Raw genomic sequence first — 21759 nt, 5'->3', positions numbered from 1 at the left:
CCGCCCGCACCCGCCCCGTACTGACGAACCGTCAGATCCACTGTGTCGCCGCTCTGGGAACCTCGCACCTCCGGCGCTACCCTCCGCGCATGATTCCGACCGTGGTATGGGGAACCGGAAATGTCGGGCGGGCGGCCATCCGGGCCGTCGACGCCCATCCGGCGCTCGCGCTCTCCGCCGTCCTCGTCGCGAACCCCGCCAAGGTCGGGCGCGACGCGGGCGAGCTCGCCGGGCTCGGGCGCGCGCTGGGGGTGACCGCGCGGGACGACGTCGAGGCGGTGCTCGCCGAGGGTCCGGGGGCCGTGGTGTACGCGGCGTCCGGGGACCTGCGCCCGGACGAGGCGCTCGCCGACGTCACCCGGGCGGTCCGGGCGGGGGCGGTCGTGGTGACGCCCTCGCTCTATCCGCTCTACGACCACCGGGGCGCCCCGCCCGAGTTCCGGGACCCGGTGCTCGCGGCGGTCGAGGCGGGCGGCGGCTCGCTGTTCGCCTCGGGCGTGGACCCGGGCTGGGGCAACGACGTGCTGCCGCTGCTGGTGAGCGGCCTGGGCAGCACGGTGGACGCGATCCGCTGCCAGGAGATCTTCGACTACTCGACGTACGAGCAGGAGGAGTCGGTGCGCTTCCTGGTCGGCATGGGGCAGCCGATGGAGTACGAGCCGCCGATGCTGCTGCCCTCGGTGCCGACCATGGTGTGGGGCGGGCAGCTGCGGCTGATGGCCCGGGCGCTCGGGGTCGAGCTCGACGGGATCCGGGAGACGCTGGAGCGCCGACCGCTGGAGGCGGGCGTGCGGACCCGCACCATGGGCGAGTTCGCGGCCGGGACGCAGGGCGCGGTGCGCTTCGAGGTGCAGGGGATCGTCGGCGGCGAGCCGCGGCTGGTGATCGAGCACGTGACCCGGATCCATCCGGACTGCGCGCCGGACTGGCCGGTGCCGCCGGACGGCTGCGGGGCGCACCGGGTGATCGTGGAGGGGCGGCCGCGGATCGAGGTGACGGTGGCGGCCTCGGACGAGGGCGAGAACCGCTCGGCGGGCGGGAACGCGACCGCGGTCGGGCGGCTGGTGGGGGCCATCGACTGGCTGGTGGAGGCGGGGCCGGGGCTGTACGACGCGCTGGACGTGCCGTTGCGCCCGGCGGTGGGCAGGCTGGGAAGGAGCACGCGGTGATCATCGACATCCCCGAGGGGCAGGAGCCGATCGGGTACGTGTGGGGCGACATGGTGCCCGGGATCGGGACGGCGGCGGCGAACTTCTCGCTGTCGGTGTACGCGCACACGACCCTGGGGCTGCGCGAGTTCGAGGCGGCGCGGCTGCGGATCGCGCAGATCAACGGCTGCCGGTTCTGTCTGGACTGGCGCACGGACCGGGACGGCGAGAAGGTCGAGGAGTCCTTCGCGGACGCGGTCGCCCAGTGGCGGACGACGGAGGTCTTCGACGAGCGGACCCGGCTCGCGGCGGAGTACGCCGAGCGGTACGCGCTGGACCACCACGGCCTGGACGAGGAGTTCTGGGCGCGGATGACCGGCGCGTACAGCCAGGTGGAGATCGTGGAGCTGACGATGAGTCTGGGCTCGTGGCTGGCCTTCGGCCGGCTGAACCGGGTGCTGGGGCTCGACACGGTGTGCGTGCTGCCGACCCACTGAGGCGGTGCGCGGCGGCCACGTGACGGGGGCGTGGCCGGGGCGTGCGCGAAGGGGCCGGCCGGGTTCTCCGGCCGGCCCCTTCGGCGTGGCCGCCGCTCACAGGTCGGCGGCGATGATCCGCTCGATGTTGCGTTCGGCGAGCGCGGTGATGGTGACGAAGGGGTTGACGGCCGTGCTGCCGGGGATGAGCGCCCCGTCGATCACGTAGAGGCCCTCGTAGCCGTGCAGCCGGCCGTGGTTGTCGGTGGCCTCGCCGAGGACGGCGCCACCGAGGGGGTGGTAGGTGAGGTGGTCGCCCCAGATCTTGTAGGCGCCGAAGAGGTCGGTGCGGTAGATCGTCCCCTCCTTGGCGTTGATCGGGTCGAAGATGGTCCGGGCCGCGTCGATCGAGGTCTGCTTCCAGGCCCGGTCCCAGCTGAGGTCGACGCGGCCGGCGGCGGCGTTCCAGCGGAACTCGGCGCGGTGCGGGGTGCGGGTGATGGAGAGGTAGAAGGAGGCGTAGGTCTCGATGCCGGTGGGCAGCGGGGCGACCTCGGCGAAGGCGCCGCCGGCGTCCCAGTTGTCGATGCCCGCGGTGGGCATGGCGGACTGCAGCTTGCCGGTGGGGTCCCACATGTGGTTGGCCCGGCCGCACATGACGTTGCCGTTGTCGCCCCAGTTCTTGCCGACCCGGTCGCTCAGGGCGGGCAGGGCGCCGGTGGCGCGCAGGCGGGTGAGGAGTTTGCTGGTGCCGACGCTGCCGGCGGCGAAGAACACCTTGTCGGCGGTGACGGTCTTGGTCTCGACGGTGCTGCCGGTGGTGTCGATGCGTTCGACGACGACGGTGTAGCCGCCGTCGGGGGCCGGGGTGACCGCGGTGACCCGGTGGAGCGGCGAGACGGAGACCCGGCCGGTGGCGGCGGCCCGGGCCAGGTAGGTCTTCTGCAGGCTCTTCTTGCCGTGGTTGTTGCCGTAGATGACCTCGCCGGCGAGCGCCGACCGGGGGACGGCGCCGGCGGCCTCCTGCTTCATGTAGTCCCAGTCGTAGACGTTGGGCACGAAGACGAAGGGGAAGCCGGAGCGCTGGGCGTGCTTGCGTCCCACGCGCGCGTACTGGTAGCAGTCGGCGCTCTCCCACCAGGCCTGGTCGACCTCGGTGACGCCGAGTCCGGCGTTGGCCCGCGGGTAGTAGGTGGCGTACATCTCGCCGGGGTCGACGGTGGGCAGCAGACTCGGGAAGATCTCGCGGCGCGGGGTGACGGCCATGCCGCCGTTGACGAGGGAGCCGCCGCCGAGGCCGCGGCCCTGGTAGACGGTGATCCCGGCGAAGTCCTCGGCGTCGAGGATGCCGGTGTGGCGGGGCACGTCCTTGTCGAGCGGATAGCCGAGGAACTGGCTCAGCGGCTGCTTGGTGCGGGTGCGCAGCCAGAAGGACCGGTAGTCGGGCGTGGTGGTGTTGGCGAAGATCTTGCCGTCGGGCCCGGGGGTGTCCCAGGCCATGCCCATCTCGACGAGGTGCACGGCGACGCCGGCTTCGGCGAGGCGGAGGGCGGCGACGGAGCCGCCGTATCCGGAGCCGATGACGAGTGCGGGGACGCGGGCGCCGGAGGGCAGCGGCGCGAGGGCGGCGGCGACCTCGGCGGGGGTGGCGGCGTGCGCGGCGGCGGTGTGCCCGGCGAGCGCCAGGCCACCCAGAAGAGAACCGGTTCCCGTGACGAACCGACGGCGGGTCAGACCTCTGTGAGCCGAGGCCGAAAGGGATCTGTCACTCACGTGATGTTCCTCACCCTGGGAGGGAATGGGAACATGTTCTACTGGGACGTTCTTGGGAAGTCACGAGAAACCGACCGGTAACTTTCGGCCGGAAAACGCCGCCCGCGATCACGGTCCGGCTCGACCGTCCCGTCGGACGGGAGCCCGTGCGCGCGCCGCCGGCGGGGCCACTACTCGCGGTCCCGGGAGCCCTCGGGACCGGTGCCGGCCGCGGGCGTGCCGGGCGCGGCGCCCTTGCCGTTCCCGGCGGCGGAGGTCAGCCCGGCGACGAGCACACCGGCGAGGGCCGCCCAGGCCAGCGCGCCCGCCCCGCCGGCCCGCCAGGCGGGACCGGCGAGCAGCACGGCCGCGAGCAGGCCGGCCGCGAGCGCACGCGGGTCGCGGGTGAAGGCGAGGGCCCGGCGGGCACTGCCGGGCACGGTGCGCTCGCGCAGGGCGAGCCGGCCGACGAGCAGGGCGGCGGCGAGCGCCGCCGTCAGGGCCAGGACCATGCCGTGCCCACCGCCTCTCCATGCCGCGCGCCGGCCGGCCCGGCGCGTCCGGGACCAGTCTCCCCGCCGCGCGCCGGGCCCGCCCGTCGGATCAGGCGGCCAGGAAGGCCTCGATCGCCTCGGCGACGGCCTTCGGGGTCTCCTCCGGCGCGTAGTGGCCGGCGTCCGGCAGCACGGTGAGCCGGGCGTTCGGGTACCAGCGCAGCCAGGTGGCCTCCATGGCCTCGGCGCCGAGCGCCGGGTCGTGCGCGCCGACCACGAGGAGCACGGGCGCCGGGTTGTCGCGGACCCGCTCGTGGAAGTCGGTGCGCGACCAGGAGTCCAGGTAGGCGCGGAAGGCGGCCGGCGAGGACCGGGTCAGGGAGCGGTCGACGAGGGCCGAGAGCCAGGCGTCGTCGTAGCGCCCGCCGGTGGTGTTGTCGATGATCGCGCGCCGGTTCCCGGGCTGCTCGGCGGCCCCGGCGAAGAGCTCCCAGGTCGCGTCGTCGAGCGGGAAGCCGGCCGCGGAGACCGGGGAGATCCCGACCAGGGACCGCACCCGGTCGGGTGCGTCCAGAAGCATCAGCTGGGCCGCCTTGCCGCCCATCGAGTGCCCGACCACCGAGAAGGTGTCCCAGCCGAGGTCGTCGGCGACGGCGAGGGCGTCGGCCGCGACCTCCTCCATCGTGTAGGCGCCCTCGGCGTCGATCGCCTCGCCGTAGCCGCGGCAGTCGACGAAGGCGTAGGAGCCGGTGGCCCCGTCCAGATGCTCGCGCAGCGACGCCCAGCTGCTGCGGTCGCCGAACCAGTTGTGCAGGACGAGCGCCCGGTGCGGCCCGCTGCCCTGGACGTCGTACGGAAGAACCCGGCCGGTCATCTTGCCCCCTGGTGACGAGGTGGTGGTGCTGCGCGCGCCCCGCGGCAGCCGACCACCGGAGTCTTGCCAGCGGCAACGACGGGGGTCAATGCCCCCAGGGGGTGGTTCCGCCCGCCGCCGCTCCGGATGCGTGGCCCTTCCGGCGGGGAGCATGCTGGCTGTGTGACCTCGTACGGTGCGGCCGGCACCGCCCCGTCGGACGGGACCGGGCCGCCGGGCCCGGAAGCACGGGCCCCCGGATGGACGGCGGACCCCCTCACGGCGGTGCTCGCCGAGTCGGTGCTGCGTGCCGTCGAGGCGACCGGGGGCTTCGCGGGCGGGGTCTATCTGCGCTCGGGCACGCCCGGCCTGCTGCGGCTCGCGGTGCTCGCCGGACTCCCGGGACAGCTGTTCCGGCCGTGGTGGCGGATGCACGCCAACCGCCCCTTCCCCGTGGCCGAGGCGTACCGCTCGGGCCAGCCGGTCCACCTGGGGGACGTCGACGAGGCGATGCGGCAGTTCCCCCAGCTGGTCGCGAGCCTGCCCTTCCCCTTCGCCTCGCACTACACGCCGGTCGTCTGCGGCCGAGAGCGCTTCGGGGTGCTCGTCGTGCTGCGCACGCCCACGCCGGGGGTGCCGGTGGACACCCGGGACCGGAACCTGATGCTGGAGGAGGCCCGCCGGCTCGGCACCTCGCTCGCCTCCCTGGCCCAGAACGGCACCGGGGTGACCTGGCCCGGCGAACCCGTCTCGGTACAGCTGCCGACCCGGATCGCGCCGCCCGTGCGCATCGGCTACTTCGACTGGGACCTGGACAGCGGCGCCGTCCGGGCCGACGCGGGGCTGCGCGAGATCCTGGGCGAGACCGGCCCGCAGCCCTGGACGGTGGACTCGCTGACCTCACGGCTGGTGCCGGAGGACTCGTACGCGCTGGGGGCGCTGGCCCGGCAGGCGGCCGGCTCGGGCGGACCGGTGGCGCGCCGGCTGCGCCTGAAGGGTCCGGACGGCGGCCTGCACCTCCTGGAGGTGACCGCGCGACCGCTGACCGACGGGCGGGCGGGGCACGTCCTGACCGGTTCGCTGGTCGACCTCGGCACGGGGCTCGTCGGCTCCGACGCCACCGACCGGTTGCCGCGCGCGATCCTGGCGGTGGACCGGCTGGGCCGGATCACCTACGTCAACGAGCGCACCGAAGGGCTGCTCGGGCTGGCCCGCGGCACCCTGGCGGGGCGTCAGCTGTGGGAGGCGGTCCCGTGGTTCGCGCACCCGTACCACGAGGAGCAGTTGCGCGGGGCGCTGCTCTCGGACCGTCCGGTCCACTTCATCGCGCATCCGGGGCGGGGCGAGTGGCTCTCGGTGTCGCTCTATCCGGGCCGGGACGGGGTGACGCTGGTCCTGGTGCCGGAGGACGACCCGGCGGCGGCCGAGCTGCCTCCGCGCCCGGCGAGGCCCGACGACGACGGACTCGGCTCCCCGGGGGCACGGGCGACGGCGCTCTACCGGCCGGTGGCCCTCGCCATCGCGCTGTCCGAGGCGGTGACGGCCCGCCAGGTGTCGGCGGTGGTCACCGACGAACTCCTTCCGGCCTTCGGCGGACGGCAGCTGGCGATCTACCTGCTGAGCGACCGGCACCTCTACCTGGCGTGGGAGACCGGTTTCCCACCCGGCTTCCTGGAGCCCTTCGACGGCGTGGGGCTCGACGCCCCCCTGCCGGGCGTCGAGGCGCTGACGTCGGGCCGGCCGCTGTTCTTCGAGTCCATGGAGCAGCTGGGCGCGGCCTATCCGGGGCTGCCGCTGGACACGCACACCGGCGCGCGGGCCTTCCTGCCGCTGATCGCCTCGGGCCGGCCGGTCGGCTCGTGCATCCTCGGCTTCGACCGGCCGCGCGGTTTCACCACCGAGGAGCGCACGGTGCTCACGGCGCTCGCGGGCCTGATCGCCCAGGCCCTGGAGCGGGCGCGGCGGTACGACTCCGAGGCCGCGCTCGCCCGCGGTCTGCAGGACGCGCTGCTGCCGCACCGGCTGCCGGTGTACGAGGGCGTGGACACGGTGGGCCGCTATCTGCCCGGCACGCAGGGCATGGACGTGGGCGGCGACTGGTACGACGTGGTGGGCACGGAGGGCGGCCGGCTGGCGCTGGTGATCGGCGACGTGCAGGGGCACGGGGTGGCCGCCGCGGCCACCATGGGCCAGCTGCGCAGCGCGGTGCGGGCGTTCGCGCTGGGCGGGCACCGGCCCGAGGACGTGGTGCGGGGCACCAACCGGCTGCTGATCGACCTGGATCCGGGGCAGTTCGCGAGCTGCTGCTACCTGCTGCTCGACCCGGCCACCGGCGAGCTCCAGGCCGTCCGGGCCGGCCACCCCCAGCCCCTGCTGCGCCGCGCCGACGGCAGCACGGAGGTGGTGGAGCTGGCCGGCGGCGTGGTGCTCGGGGTGGACGGAACGGCGACCTATCCGGTGACCCGGCTCCGGCTCGCCCCGGGCGAGGTGCTCGCGCTGTTCACGGACGGCCTGGTGGAGCTCCCGGGCACGGACATCGACGAGGGCGTGGAGCGCCTGCGCCGCACCTTCGCCGCCACCGGCGCGGCCCCCCTCGCGGACACCGCCGACCGCCTCATCCGCGAGGCCCGCCGCGCCCCGGACCGCCCCGACGACATCGCCCTGCTCCTGGCGGCCCGCTGGGGCCCGGCGCCCCGCGCGGGGTGAGGCGTCACCCGGTCGGGCCCGTGGCGCTGGTCGGGCGGGCGGGGCGCGGGGAGGCTGGCGGGACGGGGGATCGGCGACGACGGCCCCAGGGGCCGTCCGAGGAGGAGACGTGCAGCAGGACAAGCAGCCGGACTACCGGCCCGTGGTGTTCCGCGACCGTTCGGCCGGGTTCGCCTTTCTGACCCGGTCCACGGCGACCAGCGACCAGACCATCGAGTGGGACGACGGCGAGACGTATCCGGTGGTGGACGTCGAGATCTCGTCGGAGAGCCACCCGTTCTACACGGGCAAGGCGCGGACCGTGGACACCGAGGGGCGGGTCGCGAAGTTCCAGCGCCGCTACGGCGAGGGCGACGGCTGAGCCCGGCCGGGCGCCGCCCGTGTCACGGACGTGCGACCGCCCCCGGCCGGTGTCGGCACGGGGGCGGTGGTCGACGCGCGGCGCGGGGCCGCGCGGTCGGGTCCGGAAGGCCCGGGATCAGGCCTCGACGACGCCGGAGGCGGCGACGCGGATGTCGGCACGGGTGGCGCCGGACGGGGAGCCGAGGGACTCGATCTTCTTGACGACGTCCTGGCCCTCGACGACCTCGCCGAAGACGACGTGCTTGCCGTCGAGCCAGTCGGTGACGATCGTGGTGATGAAGAACTGGGAGCCGTTGGTGTTGCGGCCGGCGTTCGCCATCGAGAGCAGGAACGGGCGGTCGTGCTTCAGCTCGAAGTTCTCGTCGGCGAACTTCTCGCCGTAGATGCTCTTGCCGCCGGTGCCGTTCTCGTTGGTGAAGTCACCGCCCTGCAGCATGAACTGGGGGATCACGCGGTGGAACGGGGAGCCCTCGTAGCCGAAGCCGTGCTGGCCGGTGGCGAGCTCGCGGAAGTTGCGGGCGGTCTGCGGGACGACGTCGTCGAAGAGCTTGAAGACGATGCGTCCGGCCTTCTCGCCGTCGATGGTGATGTCGAAGTAAACGTTGTTGCTCATGGGGACATCCTGTCATTCCTCGGGCACTGCGCGCGCACGGGCCACCCCCGTCCGGGGATCCCGGCGCTCCTCCGGGGAAATCCGGGGGTCAGAGGAGACCGCCCGCCCGGGGGGCCTCGGGTGACTGCGGACCCTGCGGCGCCTGGGGGGCCTGGGGTGCCTCCGGGCCCTGGAGGCCGTCGCCCGCGCCCTCGACGGTCTCGCCGAGGAGGGCGCCGACGCCCTGGTCCTCCTGGAGGAGTCCGGTGATCCCGGGGGCCGCGTCGCCGTGGTCGTCGGCGGAGGCCTGCGGCGGCGGGGTGACGAGGGCGGTGACGACGCCTGCGGCGAGGGAGGCGATGGCAAGCATGCTGCGCTTCTTCATGGCCTGGTCAACTGCCGGGAGGCGCCGAGGTTACGGCGGCGGCACCGGCGATTCCCCGCGGGGGCGGCGGCGCGCATACTACAGAACAGAAGAAATCTGCACATTTGGGGTGGAACCGCTTCTGTCCGGACGGATGTCCTTCCCAGTGACACCACAGTCCCCGTCGCACGAGAAATCCGGGGGACGTCATGCTGCACCGTCAGAGCCTCGCGGCCGGCGCCGCGGGCATTCTCCTCGCCGCAGGGATCGGCGCCACGGTCCCCGCCGGCGCCACCGCCGCCCCGCCCCGCACCACCACCCCGCCGGCCACGGCCCAGGTCGTGAACGTGCGCTGGGGCGGCCACCCGTCCTTCGACCGGCTCGTCATCGACGTCCGGGGCACGCTGCCCCCGGTCAATGTGACCACGGTGAAGGCGCTGCACTACGACGGCTCGGGCCAACGGGTGCCGCTTCCCGGGAAGTACTTCCTGGAGGTCCGGCTCTCGCCCGCCGCCGCGCACAACGAGTCCGGACAGTCCGTCTACAACGGCCCCCGGCTCGTCAGGATCTCCCTCCCCGCGCTCAAGGGCGTCGCCCTCACCGGCGACTTCGAGGGCGTGGTCACCGTAGGAGCCGCCTTCTCGGCCAAGCCGTTCTACAAGACCTTCACCCTGCACTCCCCCGAGCGCTTCGTGCTCGACGTCGCCCACCCGGCGCCCGTCTGCCGCGGCTGAGCGCACCCCGCCCGCACGGCGGCGGCCGGCCCGTACCGGACCGGCCGCCGCCCCCTTCCCCGGACCCCCGGACCCCCGGCCCCCCGGACAGGGAGGGTTCAGGACGCGTCCGCGGCCTCCAGGTAGACCGTGGTGCCCGTCCTGCGGGCCCGGTCGACGGCGGCCAGGCGCCGGAAGCCGCGCGGGCTCATCTCCCGTTCCCACTCGTCGAGCGAGCCGACCCGGTACGCGCTGTGCTCGGCCGGGTCGAGGACCACGGCCGCGATCTGCTCGTCGGTCAGCTCGCCGCCGTCGAAGACGAAGCCGATGTGGTTGGCCGGCCAGTCCGCGCCGCGGGCGGCGGTGAAGTCGGCGGCCAGGAGCCGCGGTGCGCCCGTGAAGACCATGCCGGTCTCCTCACGGCACTCACGCAGCGCCGTCTCCCACGGGGTCTCCCCCGGGTCCATGTTCCCGCCGGGCCACTGCCACGACTCGTCGGCCTGGACGGCGCGCAGCTGGAACGGGCGTCCTCGGGTGTCGGTGAAGTAGAGGCAGGCGTACGCGGTGGCTCTCGGGAGCGTCGCGATGTACTCGGCGGGCGGCAGCCAGGTGTGGGTCATGGGCGGCTCTCTCTCGTCGAGGCGAAGGGATCACCACCCATCCAAGCGGCCGGACGGCCCGTGCCGGGCCGCGCGCCCGGCGATCACCGGATCGTGTGATCACTCCGCTCGGGACTGCCGGCCCCGGTCGCGGCGGTCAGCCGGCTGGGAGCCTGCGGCGGAGCCGGCGGCGCACCAGGCCCTCGTGGACCAGGCGTCCGGCCAGGGCGCCGCCGTACACGACGAAGCCGACGCCGACGAGCCAGGACTGCAGGACGAGGACGGTGCCGAACTGTCCGTAGGTGACGGCGTTGGACGCGATCAGGGGCGAGAACACCAGCTGGGAGAAGATCCGCAGGCCGAGCAGGCCGAGGGAGGTGAGGACGGCCCCGGGGACGAGGGCGCGCCAGCGGATGCGGCCGCAGAGCAGGAAGCGCTGGGACCACCAGAAGAAGAGGAAGGTGCCGACGAGGTCGCCGACGGCGACGAGGGCGGTGACGGCGGCCGGCGCGTGCGCGGGGGCGGGGTTGGCGACGAAGAGCAGGAGCGCGGCGATGAGGACGGCGAGCCAGACGACGTGCCGCCACATGGTGTGCCAGCGGGAGGTGGGGAGGTTCCAGACGCGTTCGTAGCCGGTCTGGACGGCCGAACCGAAGGTGACGCCGAAGGCGGCGAGGGCGCCGAGGCCGAAGGCCGTGGTGCGCTGGAGGGCCTGGCCGGGCTGGCCGAAGAGGCGTTCGACCTCTTCCTGGGAGACCTCGGAGACGCCGAGGCCCTGGATGAGCCAGCGGGCGAAGCCCTGGCCGCTGGCGAGGTCGGCGGCGGCGACCACGATGAGCAGCGGGACCAGGGTGAGCAGGCTGAGTGCGGCGAACCCCATGGCGCGGTGCATGAGCTCCATCTCGCGGCCGCGGTTCCACGCGAGTCCGGCGGGCGAGGCGAGGAGCCGCTCGTGGAGCCGGTGGAACCAGTGGCCGTGCTCGGCGGGGGCGCCGTCGTGGGGAGCACCGGAAGTGGGGGGCATGCCTCGTCGAGTACCCCGCCAGCCGGCGGAACCCGTCCGGGATGCGGCCGAACGGGTGGGGCGGGCCGGGGCGGCGCGGGGCCGTTCAGCGGGGCAGGGGGCGGGCGGCGGGGCCGGGGCGGACGCTCACCTCGAAGGGGGTGAGCGGGGCGTGGTCCTCGCCGGTGCAGACGACCTCGACGCGGACGGGTGCGCCGCAGTCGGCGTGGCGGATGTCGAGGGCGGTGCCGTCGGGGTCGGCGGCGTGGGTGTCGCCCCACTGCTTGAGGGCGAGGAGCACGGGCCAGAGGTCGCGGCCGCGGGCGGTGAGGCGGTACTGGGAGCGGGTGCGGGCGCCGGGTTCGCGGTAGGGCTCGACGCGCAGGATGCCGGCGGCGACGAGTTTGCGGAGCCGGTCGGCGAGGACGGCCTCGGAGAGTCCGAGGTGGCGGCGGAAGTCCTCGTAGCGGCGCACCCCGTTGAAGGCGTCGCGGAGGATGAGCAGGGACCACTTCTCGCCGACCAGGTCGAGCGCGCGGCGGACCGGGCAGTTCTCGGTGTCGATCTCCAGCCACTCCATCGTCACACTCTAGCCAGCTGGCTTCGGCATTGACAGTCAGCCGGACCGACATCTAGCTTCGATCTTCGAAGCCAGCCGTGGAGCACGGCCGGAGAAGACGGGCACGGGCATCCGGCCCCGACGGAGGGAAACGGCGATGGAGCGGACACGGACGGTGCGATGGCACGACGCGGCGGCCACCGCCGAGGCCGCCGGGTCGAGCGCGGGCCTGGACTTCCTGCGCGAGATGATCGCCGGGCGCCTGCCGGGCCCGCCGATCGGCGCGCTGCTCGGCTTCGCCCTGGAGGAGGTCGAGCACGGCCGCGCGGTGTTCTCCTTCGAGCCGGGCGAGGAGCACTACAACCCGATCGGCAGCGTGCACGGTGGGGTCTGCGCCACCCTGCTGGACTCGGCGGCGGGCTGCGCGGTGCACACCACGCTCCCCCGGGGCACGGCGTACACCTCGCTCGACCTGTCGACCCGCTTCCTGCGGCCGATCACCCTGGAGACCGGCAAGGTGCGGGCGATCGGCACGGTGCTCAGCCAGGGCCGGCGGACGGCACTGGCCGAGGCGGGACTGTACGACGAGCGGGACCGTCTGCTGGCCCACGCGACCAGCACCTGCATGCTGTTCCCGGTGGGCTAGGGGGTGTCTTGTCGATCAGGCCGGACCTGGGGGCACCTCCCGTGCCCGGAGGGCTACGGGGGAGAGCGGCGTCCGGTGCGTGGGGTCTCCCCAGGCCCGTCAGGGCCGAGGCTTGGGGTCTCCCCAGGCCCGCCAGGGCCCAGGGGAAGGGATCGCAAGGCGGAGGAGAGAAGCGATGCGGTGGGGGTGCCCCTGGGCGACCGACGACAACGCGGCGAGGCACGGGTGCCGGGCGACGAGAGCCGGGCATGATCGGCGAGACACCCCCTAGGTCCTGTCCGGCGGATCAGGGTCGGACAGGACCTGGCCGGACGCGGCCGACGGGCGTTCAGGAATGGGCGAACGGGCGGGCGGTACGGGTGCAGTGGTCCGGGGCCGGGTCGTCCGCCGGATAGGGCGAGCCGGTGGCCTGGAGGGCGGCGCTCACCAGGGTGGCGAGCAGATCGATGTCCGAGCCGGCGTCCAGACGGACCGTCACCCAGCCGGAGCCGGCGCGCAGTCGCAGCGCGCTGGAGCCGAGCAGGGCGGGCCGGAGCCGGGCGATCATGGCGCGGGTGAGATGGACGTCGGCCTCGTGCTCTCCGTGGAAGTGCACGATCTCCTGGGTGGCGGTGCGCAGACCGAGCTCGGCGCCGCAGGGCGCGCGGTCGGCGATCAGCGAGGGCCAGCTCATCAGGCGTTCACTGGCGTGCCTGGCTGTGTTCATACGAGGAGCGTGCCGCGCCGGACGGGGCGGCACAAGCGTCCGGCCGAAAATATCCGGTCGGGGGGTGAAACCCGTCGACGGGCCTCAGCCCAGGGGGCGTTCGCGGCAGCGTGCGGCGAGCACGGCGACGTCGTCCTCGGCGCTGTGCGCGTCGAGTCGGCGCAGCACTTCGTCGACCACCTCGGCGGGTCCGGAGCCGGGCGGGAGGCGCAGCGCGGCGAGCCGCGCGAGGGAGACGTCGATGTCCTCGCCGCGCCGTTCGACCAGGCCGTCGGTGAAGGAGAGCAGGGTGTCGGCGGGGGCGAGGGCGCGGACCGCGGACTCGTAGCCGCCGAGGCCGGTGCCGAGCGGAGGGCCGACCGGCAGGTCGACGAGTTCGGCGGAGCCGTCGGCCGCGAAGACCACCGGCGGCAGGTGGCCGGCGCTGGAGAAGGTGGCGGTGGCGCGGCCCGGGTCGACCTGGACCAGCAGACAGGTGGCCGGACGTCGCCCCTCGTCCTCGGCGACCACGGCGTCCAGTTGGCGCAGCACCCGGTGCGGGGGCAGGTCGGTGGCGGCGACCTCGCGCAGGGCGCTGCGGTAGGCGTTCATGTCGACCGCGGCGTCCAGGCCGTGGCCCATGACGTCGCCGACGACGAGGAGGCTGCGCCCGAAGTGGAGCCGGACCGTCTCGAACCAGTCGCCTCCCACCAGGGTGCGCGGTCCGGCGGGCATATAGCTGCCGGCGATCTCCAGATTGGGGTGGGGGCGGCCGGGTTCGGCGACCAGGGCGCGCTGCAGGTGCAGCGCGGTGGCCTCGGTGGCGGCGAGGGTGCGGGCGTGGCCCAGGTGCACGGCGGCGAGCCGGGCGGCGTGGGCGGCGACCGCGCGTTCGTGCGTCCCGAAACCGCCGGAGGCGCGGGCGAGCCGCACGCGGCCCAGGTCCGTCCCGTCGGGTGCGCGCAGCGGCAGGGCGAGCACCGCGTCCCCGTCCGGGCCGTGGTCGGCGGGGACGTCGGGGTGGGCGGGTTCGGCGGGCTCCGCGCCGGGAGCGGCGTGGAGCAGGGCGGTGTTCCCGGCGGTGGCTGCCGGTTCGGGCGGGGCGGGGGCGCCGGGGTCCGCGGGGCGCAGTTCGACGGCGGCGGCGTCGGCCACCCGGCGCACCAGGAAGGCGGCGAGCTCGGCGCACACGCTCGTCTCGTCCGGTCGGGTCCCGATCTCGACAACGGCCTGCTCCAGGGCGTCGAGCCGTGCGAGGACGGCCGCGTGCTCACCCTCCGGCCAGGACCGTTCCCCAGCTTCTCCGGCCACCACGCCTCCACGCCCGTTCGCCTTCCCCCATTCCATCAGCGGCCCGCCCGCCCCGCGCGCGGCACCCCCGTCGATTCGATCGGACGCGACCGCGTGACCTGCGGCATACCGAACGGTAGGCTGCCGCTACTGGCGGGTAACCCATGGCCACTGCGGGGGGGGAACAGCAATGACGACCGGCTTCTTCCGATCCGTCGACGACGTCGCCGAGCGCCTGGCCGAAACCGGCTATCTGGCCTCGGCCGCCGTCGCGACCACCGTCTTCCTGGCCGACCGGCTCGGCAAGCCGCTGCTCGTCGAGGGGCCCGCGGGCGTCGGCAAGACGGAGCTGGCGAAGGCGGTCGCCGCCGTCACCGGATCCCGTCTGGTGCGCCTGCAGTGCTACGAGGGCGTGGACGAGTCCCGCGCGCTCTACGAGTGGAACCACGCCAAGCAGCTGCTGCGGATCACCGCGGGCCGCGACGAGAGCTGGGACGAGACCCGCACGGACGTCTTCGGCGAGGAGTTCCTGCTCTCCCGCCCGCTGCTGACCGCCATCCGCTCCGCCGAGCCGACCGTGCTGCTCGTCGACGAGACCGACAAGGCCGACGTCGAGATCGAGGGGCTGCTCCTGGAGGTGCTGAGCGACTTCCAGGTGACCGTGCCCGAGCTCGGCACCATCAGCGCCACCCGCCGTCCCTTCGTCGTCCTCACCTCCAACGCCAGCCGCGAGCTGTCCGAGGCGCTGCGCCGCCGCTGCCTGTTCCTGCACGTCGACTTCCCCGAGGAGGACCTGGAGCGCCGGATCGTGCGCGGCAAGGTGCCCGGGATCGACGAGGCACTGGCCGCCTCGGTGGTACGGGTGGTGGGCGCGCTGCGCGCGATGGACCTGCGCAAGGCGCCGTCCGTCGCGGAGACCGTCGACTGGGCCCGCACCCTGCTCGCGCTCGGCGCGGACAGCCTCTCCGAGGAGGTCGTCCACGGCACCCTCGGCGTGCTCCTCAAGCACCAGGAGGACATCCGGAAGGCGGCCGCGAAGCTCGACCTGGGCGCGGTGTGAGCGCCCGCCCGGAACCGGCGACCCCGGGCGACCGGGTCACCGGCCTGGTCCGCGCGCTGCGGGCGCACGGCTTCGGCATCGGCACGGGCGAGACCGTCGACGCCGGTCTCGCCGTCACGGCGGTCGGCTTCGAGGACCGCGAGCGGGTGCGCGAGGCCCTGGCCGCGACGCTGCTCCACGGCGCCGGGCAGCGCCGGGTGTTCGACCACGTCTTCGACCTGTACTTCCCGCTCCGGGACCCCGGCGAGCGGGACCCGGGGCGTGCCCCGGAGCGCGAGGCGGGCGAGGAGCCCCGGCCGGCCGCCGCCGGCCCCGAGGAGACGGCGGCGCTGCGCGAGCGGCTCGCCGCCGCCCTCGCCGCAGCCGACGAGGCGGCGCTGAACCTGCTGGCCGTCGAGGCGGTCGGGGCACTCGGCGGATTCGGCGCCACGCCCGGCTCGGACGGCTGGTCCTCGTACCAGACGCTGTCGCGGCTGCGCCCCGAGACGCTGCTCGCCCGGGTGCGGCAGGCGCTCCGGGACGCCGGGGCGGCCGGCGGGGCGGAGTTCGCCGACCGGCTGACCGACGACGAGATCCGGCGGCGCATCGAGGACTTCCGCGAGCGGGTGCGGACCGAGGCGCGCCGCCGGGTGGCCCTGCGGCAGGGCCGTGACCGGGTGGCCCGGCGGGCGGTCGCCGCCACCCCGGACCGGGTGGACTTCCTGCTCGCCGGCCGCGACCAGCTCGACGAGCTGCGGCGCACGGTGCGCCCGCTCGCCCGCCGGCTGGCCACCCGGCTCGCGGCCCGCCGGCGCAGGGCCGCGCGCGGCGAGATCGACCTGCGGCGCACCCTGCGGCGCTCGCTGTCCACCGGCGGCGTGCCGGTGCGGCCCGTACTGCGCCGCCGGCGCCCGGGGCGGCCCGAGCTGGTGCTGCTGTGCGACGTGTCCGGCTCGGTGGCCGGCTTCGCCCACTTCACGATGCTGCTCGTGCAGGCCCTGCACGACCAGTTCAGCCGGGTGCGGGTGTTCGCCTTCGTCAACCGGGTCGACGAGGTGACCGACCTGGTGGCCCGCGGCCGGACGGACCCGGCCGGGCTCGGCGAACGGATCCTCGCCGAGGCCACGCTCACCGGCTGGCACGGGCAGAGCGACTACGGGACGGCGCTCGGCGAGTTCGCCGAGCGGTACGCGGACGCGCTGGGCCCGCGGAGCGTGGTCTTCGTCCTGGGCGACGCCCGCACCAACCGCAGCGACCCGAACCTCCCGGCCCTGAAGCTCATCGCCGACCGGGCCCGCCGGGTGTACTGGCTCAACCCGGAGCAGCCCGCCCTGTGGTCCACCGGCGACTCCGTGGCGCACGCCTACGCCGAGCTCGTCGACATGCGCCCCTGCCGCAACGCCCGCCAGCTCGCCGAGCTCATCGGCCGGCTGCTCCCCGTCTGAGCCGCCGCCCCTCCGAGCAGGGGGGGACCGGCGTTCACCCGGTAGCGTGACCCGCATGGAACTCATGGGTGAGATCACCGCCGGCCGTCCCCTGCTCGTCCTCGCGGTCAAGGAGGAGGCACAGCACCTGGACACCGACCTGCCGGTGCTGCTGACCGGCATGGGCAAGGTCAACGCGGCCACGGCGCTCGCCACCGTCCTCGGGCGCGGCACCCGGCCCTCCGAGATCGTCAACCTCGGCACGGCCGGCGCCCTGCGCCCCGGCTGGACCGGCACCCATGTCGTCGGCACCGTCCTCCAGCACGACTTCGACGGCGAGCTCCTCGCGAGCCTCACCGGCGAGACCTACGGCGCGCCGATCGCCCTGCCCGCGGGCGGCGACGTGGTGCTCGCCACGGGTGACGCCTTCATCGCGGACGAGACCTCCCGCGCCCGGCTCGCGGCCCGGGCCGCCCTCGTCGACATGGAGGGCTACGCGCTGGCGAGCGCCGCCGCGCTCGCGGGCGTCCCGCTGCGCATGGTCAAGCACGTGAGCGACGAGGCGGGCGAGGGCGCGGCCCGCAGCTGGCGCGAATCGGTCGCCGAGTGCGCCCGCGCCCTCGCCGACTGGGCGGAGGCCCACACGCCGTACCACGCCTGAGGGTCCCGCGGGGGCGGTGCGGGCCCTGAGCCGCGCGCACGCCGCGGGTCCGCCCCCGGGCCACGGGCCCGCGCAGCCCATGGCACCACCCGCCGGGAGACCTGCCCCCTGGACACCCGCCCGTGCGCGTACGCCCGGCGGCCCGGCCCGCGGGCGCGCGTGCCGCCTCGGGCCCGCACAGGCGCCTCGCCCCGCCCCCGCGCCACGTGGAGCCCCGCCCCGTCCCCCAACAGGCCCTCCGCTGCCCCTCCCTGACCCCTGCTCACCGATGCCGTCTCACCGCTCGGCGGCTCCCTTGACAGGCCGTGACGGTGGCTGCCTAAGGTGGGTTTCCCTCACCTGGGGTCTTCCTCAGCTGGGCTTCCCTTCCGGACCGTGGAGGTCTCCCGTGCCCGCACCGCTCGCCGCGCAGCGCCGTGGCCGCCGTGCCGTGGCGGCGGGGGCGCTGCTGAGCTGCCGGCGGCACGTCGACTTCTGCCGCACGGCTTCCGCGATCTGTCCTTCCGCGCGTCGCTGATTCCCGCCGCGCCCTCGCGCGTCCGCCGACACACCGCACCCTTCTTCCCTCGCGCCACCTCGTGCCGTGCGCGCGTCGACGCATCGACACGTCGACGTGCGCGGGCCCCGGCGCCGCGCCCGTGTGTGTCCTCGTGCCGCCGAGGCGTCGGCCCGCCGTGTCGTGCCCAGCCTCCGGAAGGACCCCCATGCCCCATCCCGCCCTGCACCTGGCCGTCGAGATCGACGGCGACGGTGCCCACCCGGCCGCCTGGCGCCGGGCCGCGCACGAGCCCGGTGCGCTCCTCACCCCACGCCGGACCGCGCGGGTCGCGGCCGTCGCCGAGAACTCCGGCTTCACCCTGGTCACCCTGGACGACGGCATCCTGCCGCCCGGTCCGGCCGCCTCCGGCGGACCGGCGGGGCGGATCGGCGCGGTGGAGCGCGCCGCGTACATCGCGGCCTCGACGAGCGTGCTCGGGGTGGCCCCGGTCGTCGCGACCACCTACGCCGAGCCGTTCCACGTCTCCACCCGCATCGCCTCGCTCGACCACGTGTCGGCGGGCCGGGCCGGATGGGTGCTGGCCGTCGAGGACGCCCCCGAGGCGGCCCGGGCCTGGGGCCGCCCGGCGGTCGAGGGCGCGGCGGCACTGCGCCGGGAGGCCGTCGACGGGCTCACCGTCTCCCGTGACCTGTGGGACTCGTGGGAGGACGACGCCGTCGTGCGCTCAGTGGCCACCAGCCGTTATCTGGACGGCTCGCGGCTGCACTACGTCGACTTCGTCGGCGAGACCTACCGCGTCAAGGGACCGGCGATCGTGCCCCGGCCGCCGCAGGGCCGGCCCGTGGTGCTGGCGCCGGCCGGTCTGGTGCCGCCGGAGCTGGTGGACGTGGCGCTGGTCGACGGCCCCTCCCCCGCGCTGCTCGGGAGGGCGGCCGCCGCCTCGGGCGCCCCGCTGGCCTTCGCCGAGCTGGAGGTGGCGCTCGACACCCCGGAGGAGACCGCCGCCGAGCGGATCGCCGACCTGGAGCGCTACGCGTCCTGGGACACGGCGCCGGGCCGGCCGCCGGAGCGGCTGCGCTACACCGGCCCCGCCGCCGGCCTGGTGGCGCTCCTGGAGGAACTGAGCGCCGTGGTCGACGGCGTCCGGCTGCATCCGCTGGTGCTCGACGAGGACCTGTCGGTGCTGTCCCGGCTGGTGCTGCCCGAGCTCTTCGGCCGCCGCCTCGCCGCGCGCCCGCTGCCGGGCACCACGCTCCGTACCACTCTCGGACTCCCCCGCCCGGACAGCCGATTCGCCACCGCCGCAGCCTCCGCCACGCTCACCCGGGAGGGCCACCGATGACCGCCACCGACCCGCACGACGTCCCCCGGCCCGACGCGCGGCTGCACTTCGGGGTGTTCTTCCAGGGCGTCAACCACTGGACCGTCTGGTCGCACCCGGCGAGCGGCTCGCAGATCGATCCGGCCTCCTTCCGCAAGGTCGCGCAGACCGCCGAACGCGGCCTGTTCGACGCCTTCTTCCTCGGCGACGGGCTGCGGCTGCGCGAGACGGGCGGCGCGGTGCACGAGCTGGACGTGGCCGGGCGGCCCGACTCGCTGGTGCAACTGTCCGCGCTGGCCGCGGTCACCCGCCACATCGGCCTGGTGTCCACCTCCAACACCACCTTCAACGAGCCGGGCGACCTGGCCCGCCGGCTGGCCTCGCTCGACCTGCTGTCCGGCGGCCGGGCCGGGTGGAACGTGGTGACCACCGACAACGCCTGGACCGGTGAGAACTTCCGGCGCGGCGGCTTCCTCGACCACGCCGACCGCTACCGGCGCGCCGAGGAGTTCCTCACCCTCGCCCGGGCGATCTGGAACGGCTGGGCGGACGGCGCCGTGGCCGACTCGGTCGACGCCCGTGCCTGGGCGGTGCCCGGCGCGATCGGGCGGGTGCGGGCGGCGGGCGCGCAGTTCGACGTCGACCTGGTGCCGACCGTGCCGCGCTCGGCGCAGGGGCATCCGGTGATCTTCCAGGCGGGCGACTCGCCGGACGGCCGGGACTTCGCCGCGCGCCACGCCGACGTCATCTTCTCGGCGCACGGTACGGAGTTCGACGACGCGCTGGCCTTCGCCGAGGACATCCGGCGCCGGCTGCGGGCGGCAGGGCGGGCCGAGGACGCGCTGCGCATCCTGCCGGGGACCGAGATCATCATCGGCGCGACGGAGAAGGAGGCGGAGGAGAAGGCGCGCTGGATCCGTCTCGAACAGGTGACACCGGCGACCGCGCTGGCCATCGCGGGCCGGGTGTGGAACCGGGACCTGTCCGACCGCGACGCCGACGGTCCGCTGCCGGCCGAGGACCCGGTGGTCGAGGAGAACACCGGGGCGTTCGGCTCGGCGCGGATCGCCGACCCTCGCGCGCTGGCGGCCGAGTGGCGGGCCCGGGCGGAGGCCAACGGCTGGTCGCTGCGCGAGACGGTGATCGAGCTGGGCCCGCAGCGGAGCCACGTCGGCACGCCGTCCTCGCTCGCGGACCGGTTCACGCACTTCGTGCGGCACGGGGCGGTCGACGGCTTCAACGTCACCCCGTATCTGATCCCGGACAGCCTGGAGGACATCGTCGACCTGCTGGTGCCGGAGCTCCAGGAGCGCGGGGTGTACCGGACGGCGTACACGGGGTCGACGCTGCGCGAGCACCTGGGCCTGGGGCCGGCGCCGCTGGCCTGACCCCCGGTTCCGGGAGTGGCACCCTGCCCGCGTGCCGTCAGCGCACGGCGCGCGGGACGGCCGTCGCGCCCGCGGCGGCCGGTTCCGGCGGGCGGACGACGAGGAGCGCGGCCACGTCGTCGTCCAGCCCGGCCGCACCGTAGGCGGTCAGGTCCTGCTGGAGCAGCGGGAGGACGCGGTCGGCGGGTTCGGCGGCCCAGGCCCCGAGGCGGGCCGGCAGCGGGTAGAAGGTGCCGGCCCGGTCGCGGGTCTCGCTCACCCCGTCGGTGAAGAGCAGCAGCCGGTCGCCGGGCCCGAAGGGGACCTCCTCGACGACGTGCCGCGAGACGTACAGACCGGCGAGGTTGAGCGGCAGCGAGGGGTCGGTGAAGAGGACCGGCCGGACCTCGCCCGCGTGCTGGAGCAGCGGGGCGGGGTGGCCGCAGCTCAGCAGCCGCACGACGTCGCTGTCGTCGGGGAGTTCGAGGAGCAGGACGGTGGCGAAGCGCTCGGCCGCGTCGGAGTCGGGGTCCCAGGCGCCGTACTGCTGGAGGCCCGCTTCGAGCCGGTCGGCGAGGGCGGCCAGGTCGGGCGCCTCGGTGACGGCGGCGCGGTAGGCGCCGAGCAGCACGGAGGCGGTCTCGACCGCGCCGAGGCCCTTGCCCTGGACGTCGCCGAGCATGACGCGGACGCCGCCGGGGACCCGTACGGCCTCGTAGAAGTCGCCGCCGATGCGGGCCTTGGCGGCGGCGGAGACGTACAGCAGGTGGAGTTCGACCCGGCCGAGGCGGGGGGCCAGCGGGCGCAGCAGTACCCGCTGGACCACCTCGGCGACGGCGGTCACCTCGCTCAGGTCGCGCTCGTAGCGGGTGCGGACCTGGCTCACCCAGACGGCGGCGGCCATGACGGCGGCGAGCACCAGCTCGGCGGAGACGATGTCGGTGGCCGGGTCGCCCTGGGCGACCGCCAGGAGGAGCCGCAGCACCATGGCGAGCACGCCGACGGCGAGGGTGCCGCGCACGTTCCAGGTGACGGCGGCGAGGGCGGGGCCGATGACGAGCAGCCGGTCGAAGTGCTGTGCCTCCGCGCTGATGAGGTCGGCGACGGCGACCAGCGCGAGGGCCAGGAACGGCAGGGCGAGGCCGAGGTTGAACTGGGTGCGCGTCCCGGTCGTGCCGGGAGCGCGGTGACCACCGGAGGGCATT

General features: G+C 75.0%; 22 protein-coding genes. 11 read left to right on the top strand and 11 right to left on the bottom strand.

Features of this window, described 5'->3' with window-relative positions; translation table 11 throughout:
* Positions 1–89 precede the first annotated feature (89 nt).
* Both ACIGW2_RS09880 and ACIGW2_RS09875 read left to right on the top strand, forming a co-directional pair.
* On the top strand, positions 90–1169 hold the full coding sequence (locus ACIGW2_RS09880) for a dihydrodipicolinate reductase (protein ID WP_399842504.1): 1080 nt from the start codon (positions 90–92) through the stop codon (positions 1167–1169).
* Complete coding sequence (locus tag ACIGW2_RS09875) at positions 1166–1645, top strand: carboxymuconolactone decarboxylase family protein (protein WP_391651861.1); 480 nt, start codon at positions 1166–1168, stop codon at positions 1643–1645. Before ACIGW2_RS09880 ends, ACIGW2_RS09875 begins: the two co-directional genes overlap by 4 nt.
* Before the next feature lie 96 nt (positions 1646–1741).
* Here ACIGW2_RS09875 and ACIGW2_RS09870 read toward each other — a convergent pair whose 3' ends face one another.
* The 3 genes from ACIGW2_RS09870 to ACIGW2_RS09860 form a co-directional block, all read right to left on the bottom strand.
* The gene (locus tag ACIGW2_RS09870; protein ID WP_399842502.1) at positions 1742–3397 is read right to left on the bottom strand and encodes a GMC oxidoreductase; all 1656 of its coding nucleotides are present in this window, start codon (positions 3395–3397) and stop codon (positions 1742–1744) included.
* A 170-nt stretch (positions 3398–3567) separates the two neighbouring features.
* The gene (locus ACIGW2_RS09865) at positions 3568–3888 is read right to left on the bottom strand and encodes a hypothetical protein (protein WP_361584057.1); all 321 of its coding nucleotides are present in this window, start codon (positions 3886–3888) and stop codon (positions 3568–3570) included.
* Positions 3889–3979: 91 nt separating this feature from the next.
* Positions 3980–4744, bottom strand: a complete 765-nt coding sequence (locus tag ACIGW2_RS09860) for an alpha/beta hydrolase (RefSeq protein WP_361584054.1) — start codon at positions 4742–4744, stop codon at positions 3980–3982.
* A 162-nt stretch (positions 4745–4906) separates the two neighbouring features.
* Between ACIGW2_RS09860 and ACIGW2_RS09855 the strand changes: the two genes are divergently transcribed.
* Complete coding sequence (locus tag ACIGW2_RS09855) at positions 4907–7429, top strand: SpoIIE family protein phosphatase (protein WP_391651863.1); 2523 nt, start codon at positions 4907–4909, stop codon at positions 7427–7429.
* A 109-nt stretch (positions 7430–7538) separates the two neighbouring features.
* Positions 7539–7790: a type B 50S ribosomal protein L31 gene (locus ACIGW2_RS09850; RefSeq protein WP_391651864.1), complete on the top strand. Its 252-nt coding sequence runs from the start codon at positions 7539–7541 to the stop codon at positions 7788–7790.
* Between the two features lie 117 nt (positions 7791–7907).
* Here ACIGW2_RS09850 and ACIGW2_RS09845 read toward each other — a convergent pair whose 3' ends face one another.
* A complete protein-coding gene (locus ACIGW2_RS09845; RefSeq protein ID WP_391651865.1) occupies positions 7908–8405 on the bottom strand; it encodes a peptidylprolyl isomerase in 498 nt (165 codons plus the stop codon).
* Positions 8406–8493: 88 nt separating this feature from the next.
* A complete protein-coding gene (locus tag ACIGW2_RS09840; RefSeq protein WP_399842496.1) occupies positions 8494–8754 on the bottom strand; it encodes a hypothetical protein in 261 nt (86 codons plus the stop codon).
* 203 nt (positions 8755–8957) lie between these two features.
* Here ACIGW2_RS09840 and ACIGW2_RS09835 point away from each other — a divergent pair, with 203 nt between their 5' ends.
* Complete coding sequence (locus ACIGW2_RS09835; protein ID WP_399842493.1) at positions 8958–9482, top strand: hypothetical protein; 525 nt, start codon at positions 8958–8960, stop codon at positions 9480–9482.
* Between the two features lie 98 nt (positions 9483–9580).
* Here the strand turns inward: ACIGW2_RS09835 and ACIGW2_RS09830 are convergent, their stop codons facing one another.
* The 3 genes from ACIGW2_RS09830 to ACIGW2_RS09820 form a co-directional block, all read right to left on the bottom strand.
* Positions 9581–10081 (bottom strand): NUDIX domain-containing protein, encoded by a 501-nt coding sequence (locus ACIGW2_RS09830; RefSeq protein ID WP_391651868.1) that lies wholly within the window; start codon positions 10079–10081, stop codon positions 9581–9583.
* A gap of 136 nt (positions 10082–10217) precedes the next feature.
* Positions 10218–11084: a YhjD/YihY/BrkB family envelope integrity protein gene (locus ACIGW2_RS09825; protein ID WP_391651869.1), complete on the bottom strand. Its 867-nt coding sequence runs from the start codon at positions 11082–11084 to the stop codon at positions 10218–10220.
* Between the two features lie 85 nt (positions 11085–11169).
* The gene (locus ACIGW2_RS09820) at positions 11170–11643 is read right to left on the bottom strand and encodes a helix-turn-helix domain-containing protein (protein WP_361584031.1); all 474 of its coding nucleotides are present in this window, start codon (positions 11641–11643) and stop codon (positions 11170–11172) included.
* Between the two features lie 136 nt (positions 11644–11779).
* Between ACIGW2_RS09820 and ACIGW2_RS09815 the strand changes: the two genes are divergently transcribed.
* Complete coding sequence (locus ACIGW2_RS09815; RefSeq protein WP_356065812.1) at positions 11780–12268, top strand: PaaI family thioesterase; 489 nt, start codon at positions 11780–11782, stop codon at positions 12266–12268.
* Between the two features lie 328 nt (positions 12269–12596).
* Here the strand turns inward: ACIGW2_RS09815 and ACIGW2_RS09810 are convergent, their stop codons facing one another.
* Positions 12597–12974, bottom strand: coding sequence for a luciferase family protein (locus tag ACIGW2_RS09810; RefSeq protein WP_356065809.1), 378 nt, complete (start codon positions 12972–12974; stop codon positions 12597–12599).
* An 84-nt stretch (positions 12975–13058) separates the two neighbouring features.
* Positions 13059–14264, bottom strand: a complete 1206-nt coding sequence (locus tag ACIGW2_RS09805) for a PP2C family protein-serine/threonine phosphatase (RefSeq protein ID WP_399842489.1) — start codon at positions 14262–14264, stop codon at positions 13059–13061.
* A 169-nt stretch (positions 14265–14433) separates the two neighbouring features.
* Here ACIGW2_RS09805 and ACIGW2_RS09800 point away from each other — a divergent pair, with 169 nt between their 5' ends.
* The 5 genes from ACIGW2_RS09800 to ACIGW2_RS09780 all read left to right on the top strand — a co-directional run bounded on the left by ACIGW2_RS09800 (position 14434) and on the right by ACIGW2_RS09780 (position 20575).
* On the top strand, positions 14434–15303 hold the full coding sequence (locus ACIGW2_RS09800; protein ID WP_399842486.1) for an AAA family ATPase: 870 nt from the start codon (positions 14434–14436) through the stop codon (positions 15301–15303).
* Positions 15300–16727, top strand: coding sequence for a VWA domain-containing protein (locus ACIGW2_RS09795; protein WP_399842484.1), 1428 nt, complete (start codon positions 15300–15302; stop codon positions 16725–16727). The genes ACIGW2_RS09800 and ACIGW2_RS09795 overlap by 4 nt, the downstream gene beginning before the upstream one ends.
* 55 nt (positions 16728–16782) lie before the next feature.
* Complete coding sequence (locus tag ACIGW2_RS09790) at positions 16783–17367, top strand: nucleosidase (RefSeq protein ID WP_399842481.1); 585 nt, start codon at positions 16783–16785, stop codon at positions 17365–17367.
* Between the two features lie 704 nt (positions 17368–18071).
* On the top strand, positions 18072–19208 hold the full coding sequence (locus ACIGW2_RS09785; protein WP_391651875.1) for an LLM class flavin-dependent oxidoreductase: 1137 nt from the start codon (positions 18072–18074) through the stop codon (positions 19206–19208).
* Complete coding sequence (locus tag ACIGW2_RS09780) at positions 19205–20575, top strand: NtaA/DmoA family FMN-dependent monooxygenase (protein ID WP_391651876.1); 1371 nt, start codon at positions 19205–19207, stop codon at positions 20573–20575. The genes ACIGW2_RS09785 and ACIGW2_RS09780 overlap by 4 nt, the downstream gene beginning before the upstream one ends.
* Before the next feature lie 37 nt (positions 20576–20612).
* On the opposite strand, the gene ACIGW2_RS09775 is transcribed toward ACIGW2_RS09780, so the two are convergent.
* Positions 20613–21758: a PP2C family protein-serine/threonine phosphatase gene (locus ACIGW2_RS09775; RefSeq protein WP_391651877.1), complete on the bottom strand. Its 1146-nt coding sequence runs from the start codon at positions 21756–21758 to the stop codon at positions 20613–20615.
* Position 21759: the final 1 nt, after the last annotated feature.

Source organism: Streptomyces sp. NPDC053541, assembly GCF_044544705.1.
Classification (GTDB): Bacteria; Actinomycetota; Actinomycetes; order Streptomycetales; family Streptomycetaceae; genus Streptomyces.
This window is presented reverse-complemented; position numbering and strand designations above follow the sequence as displayed.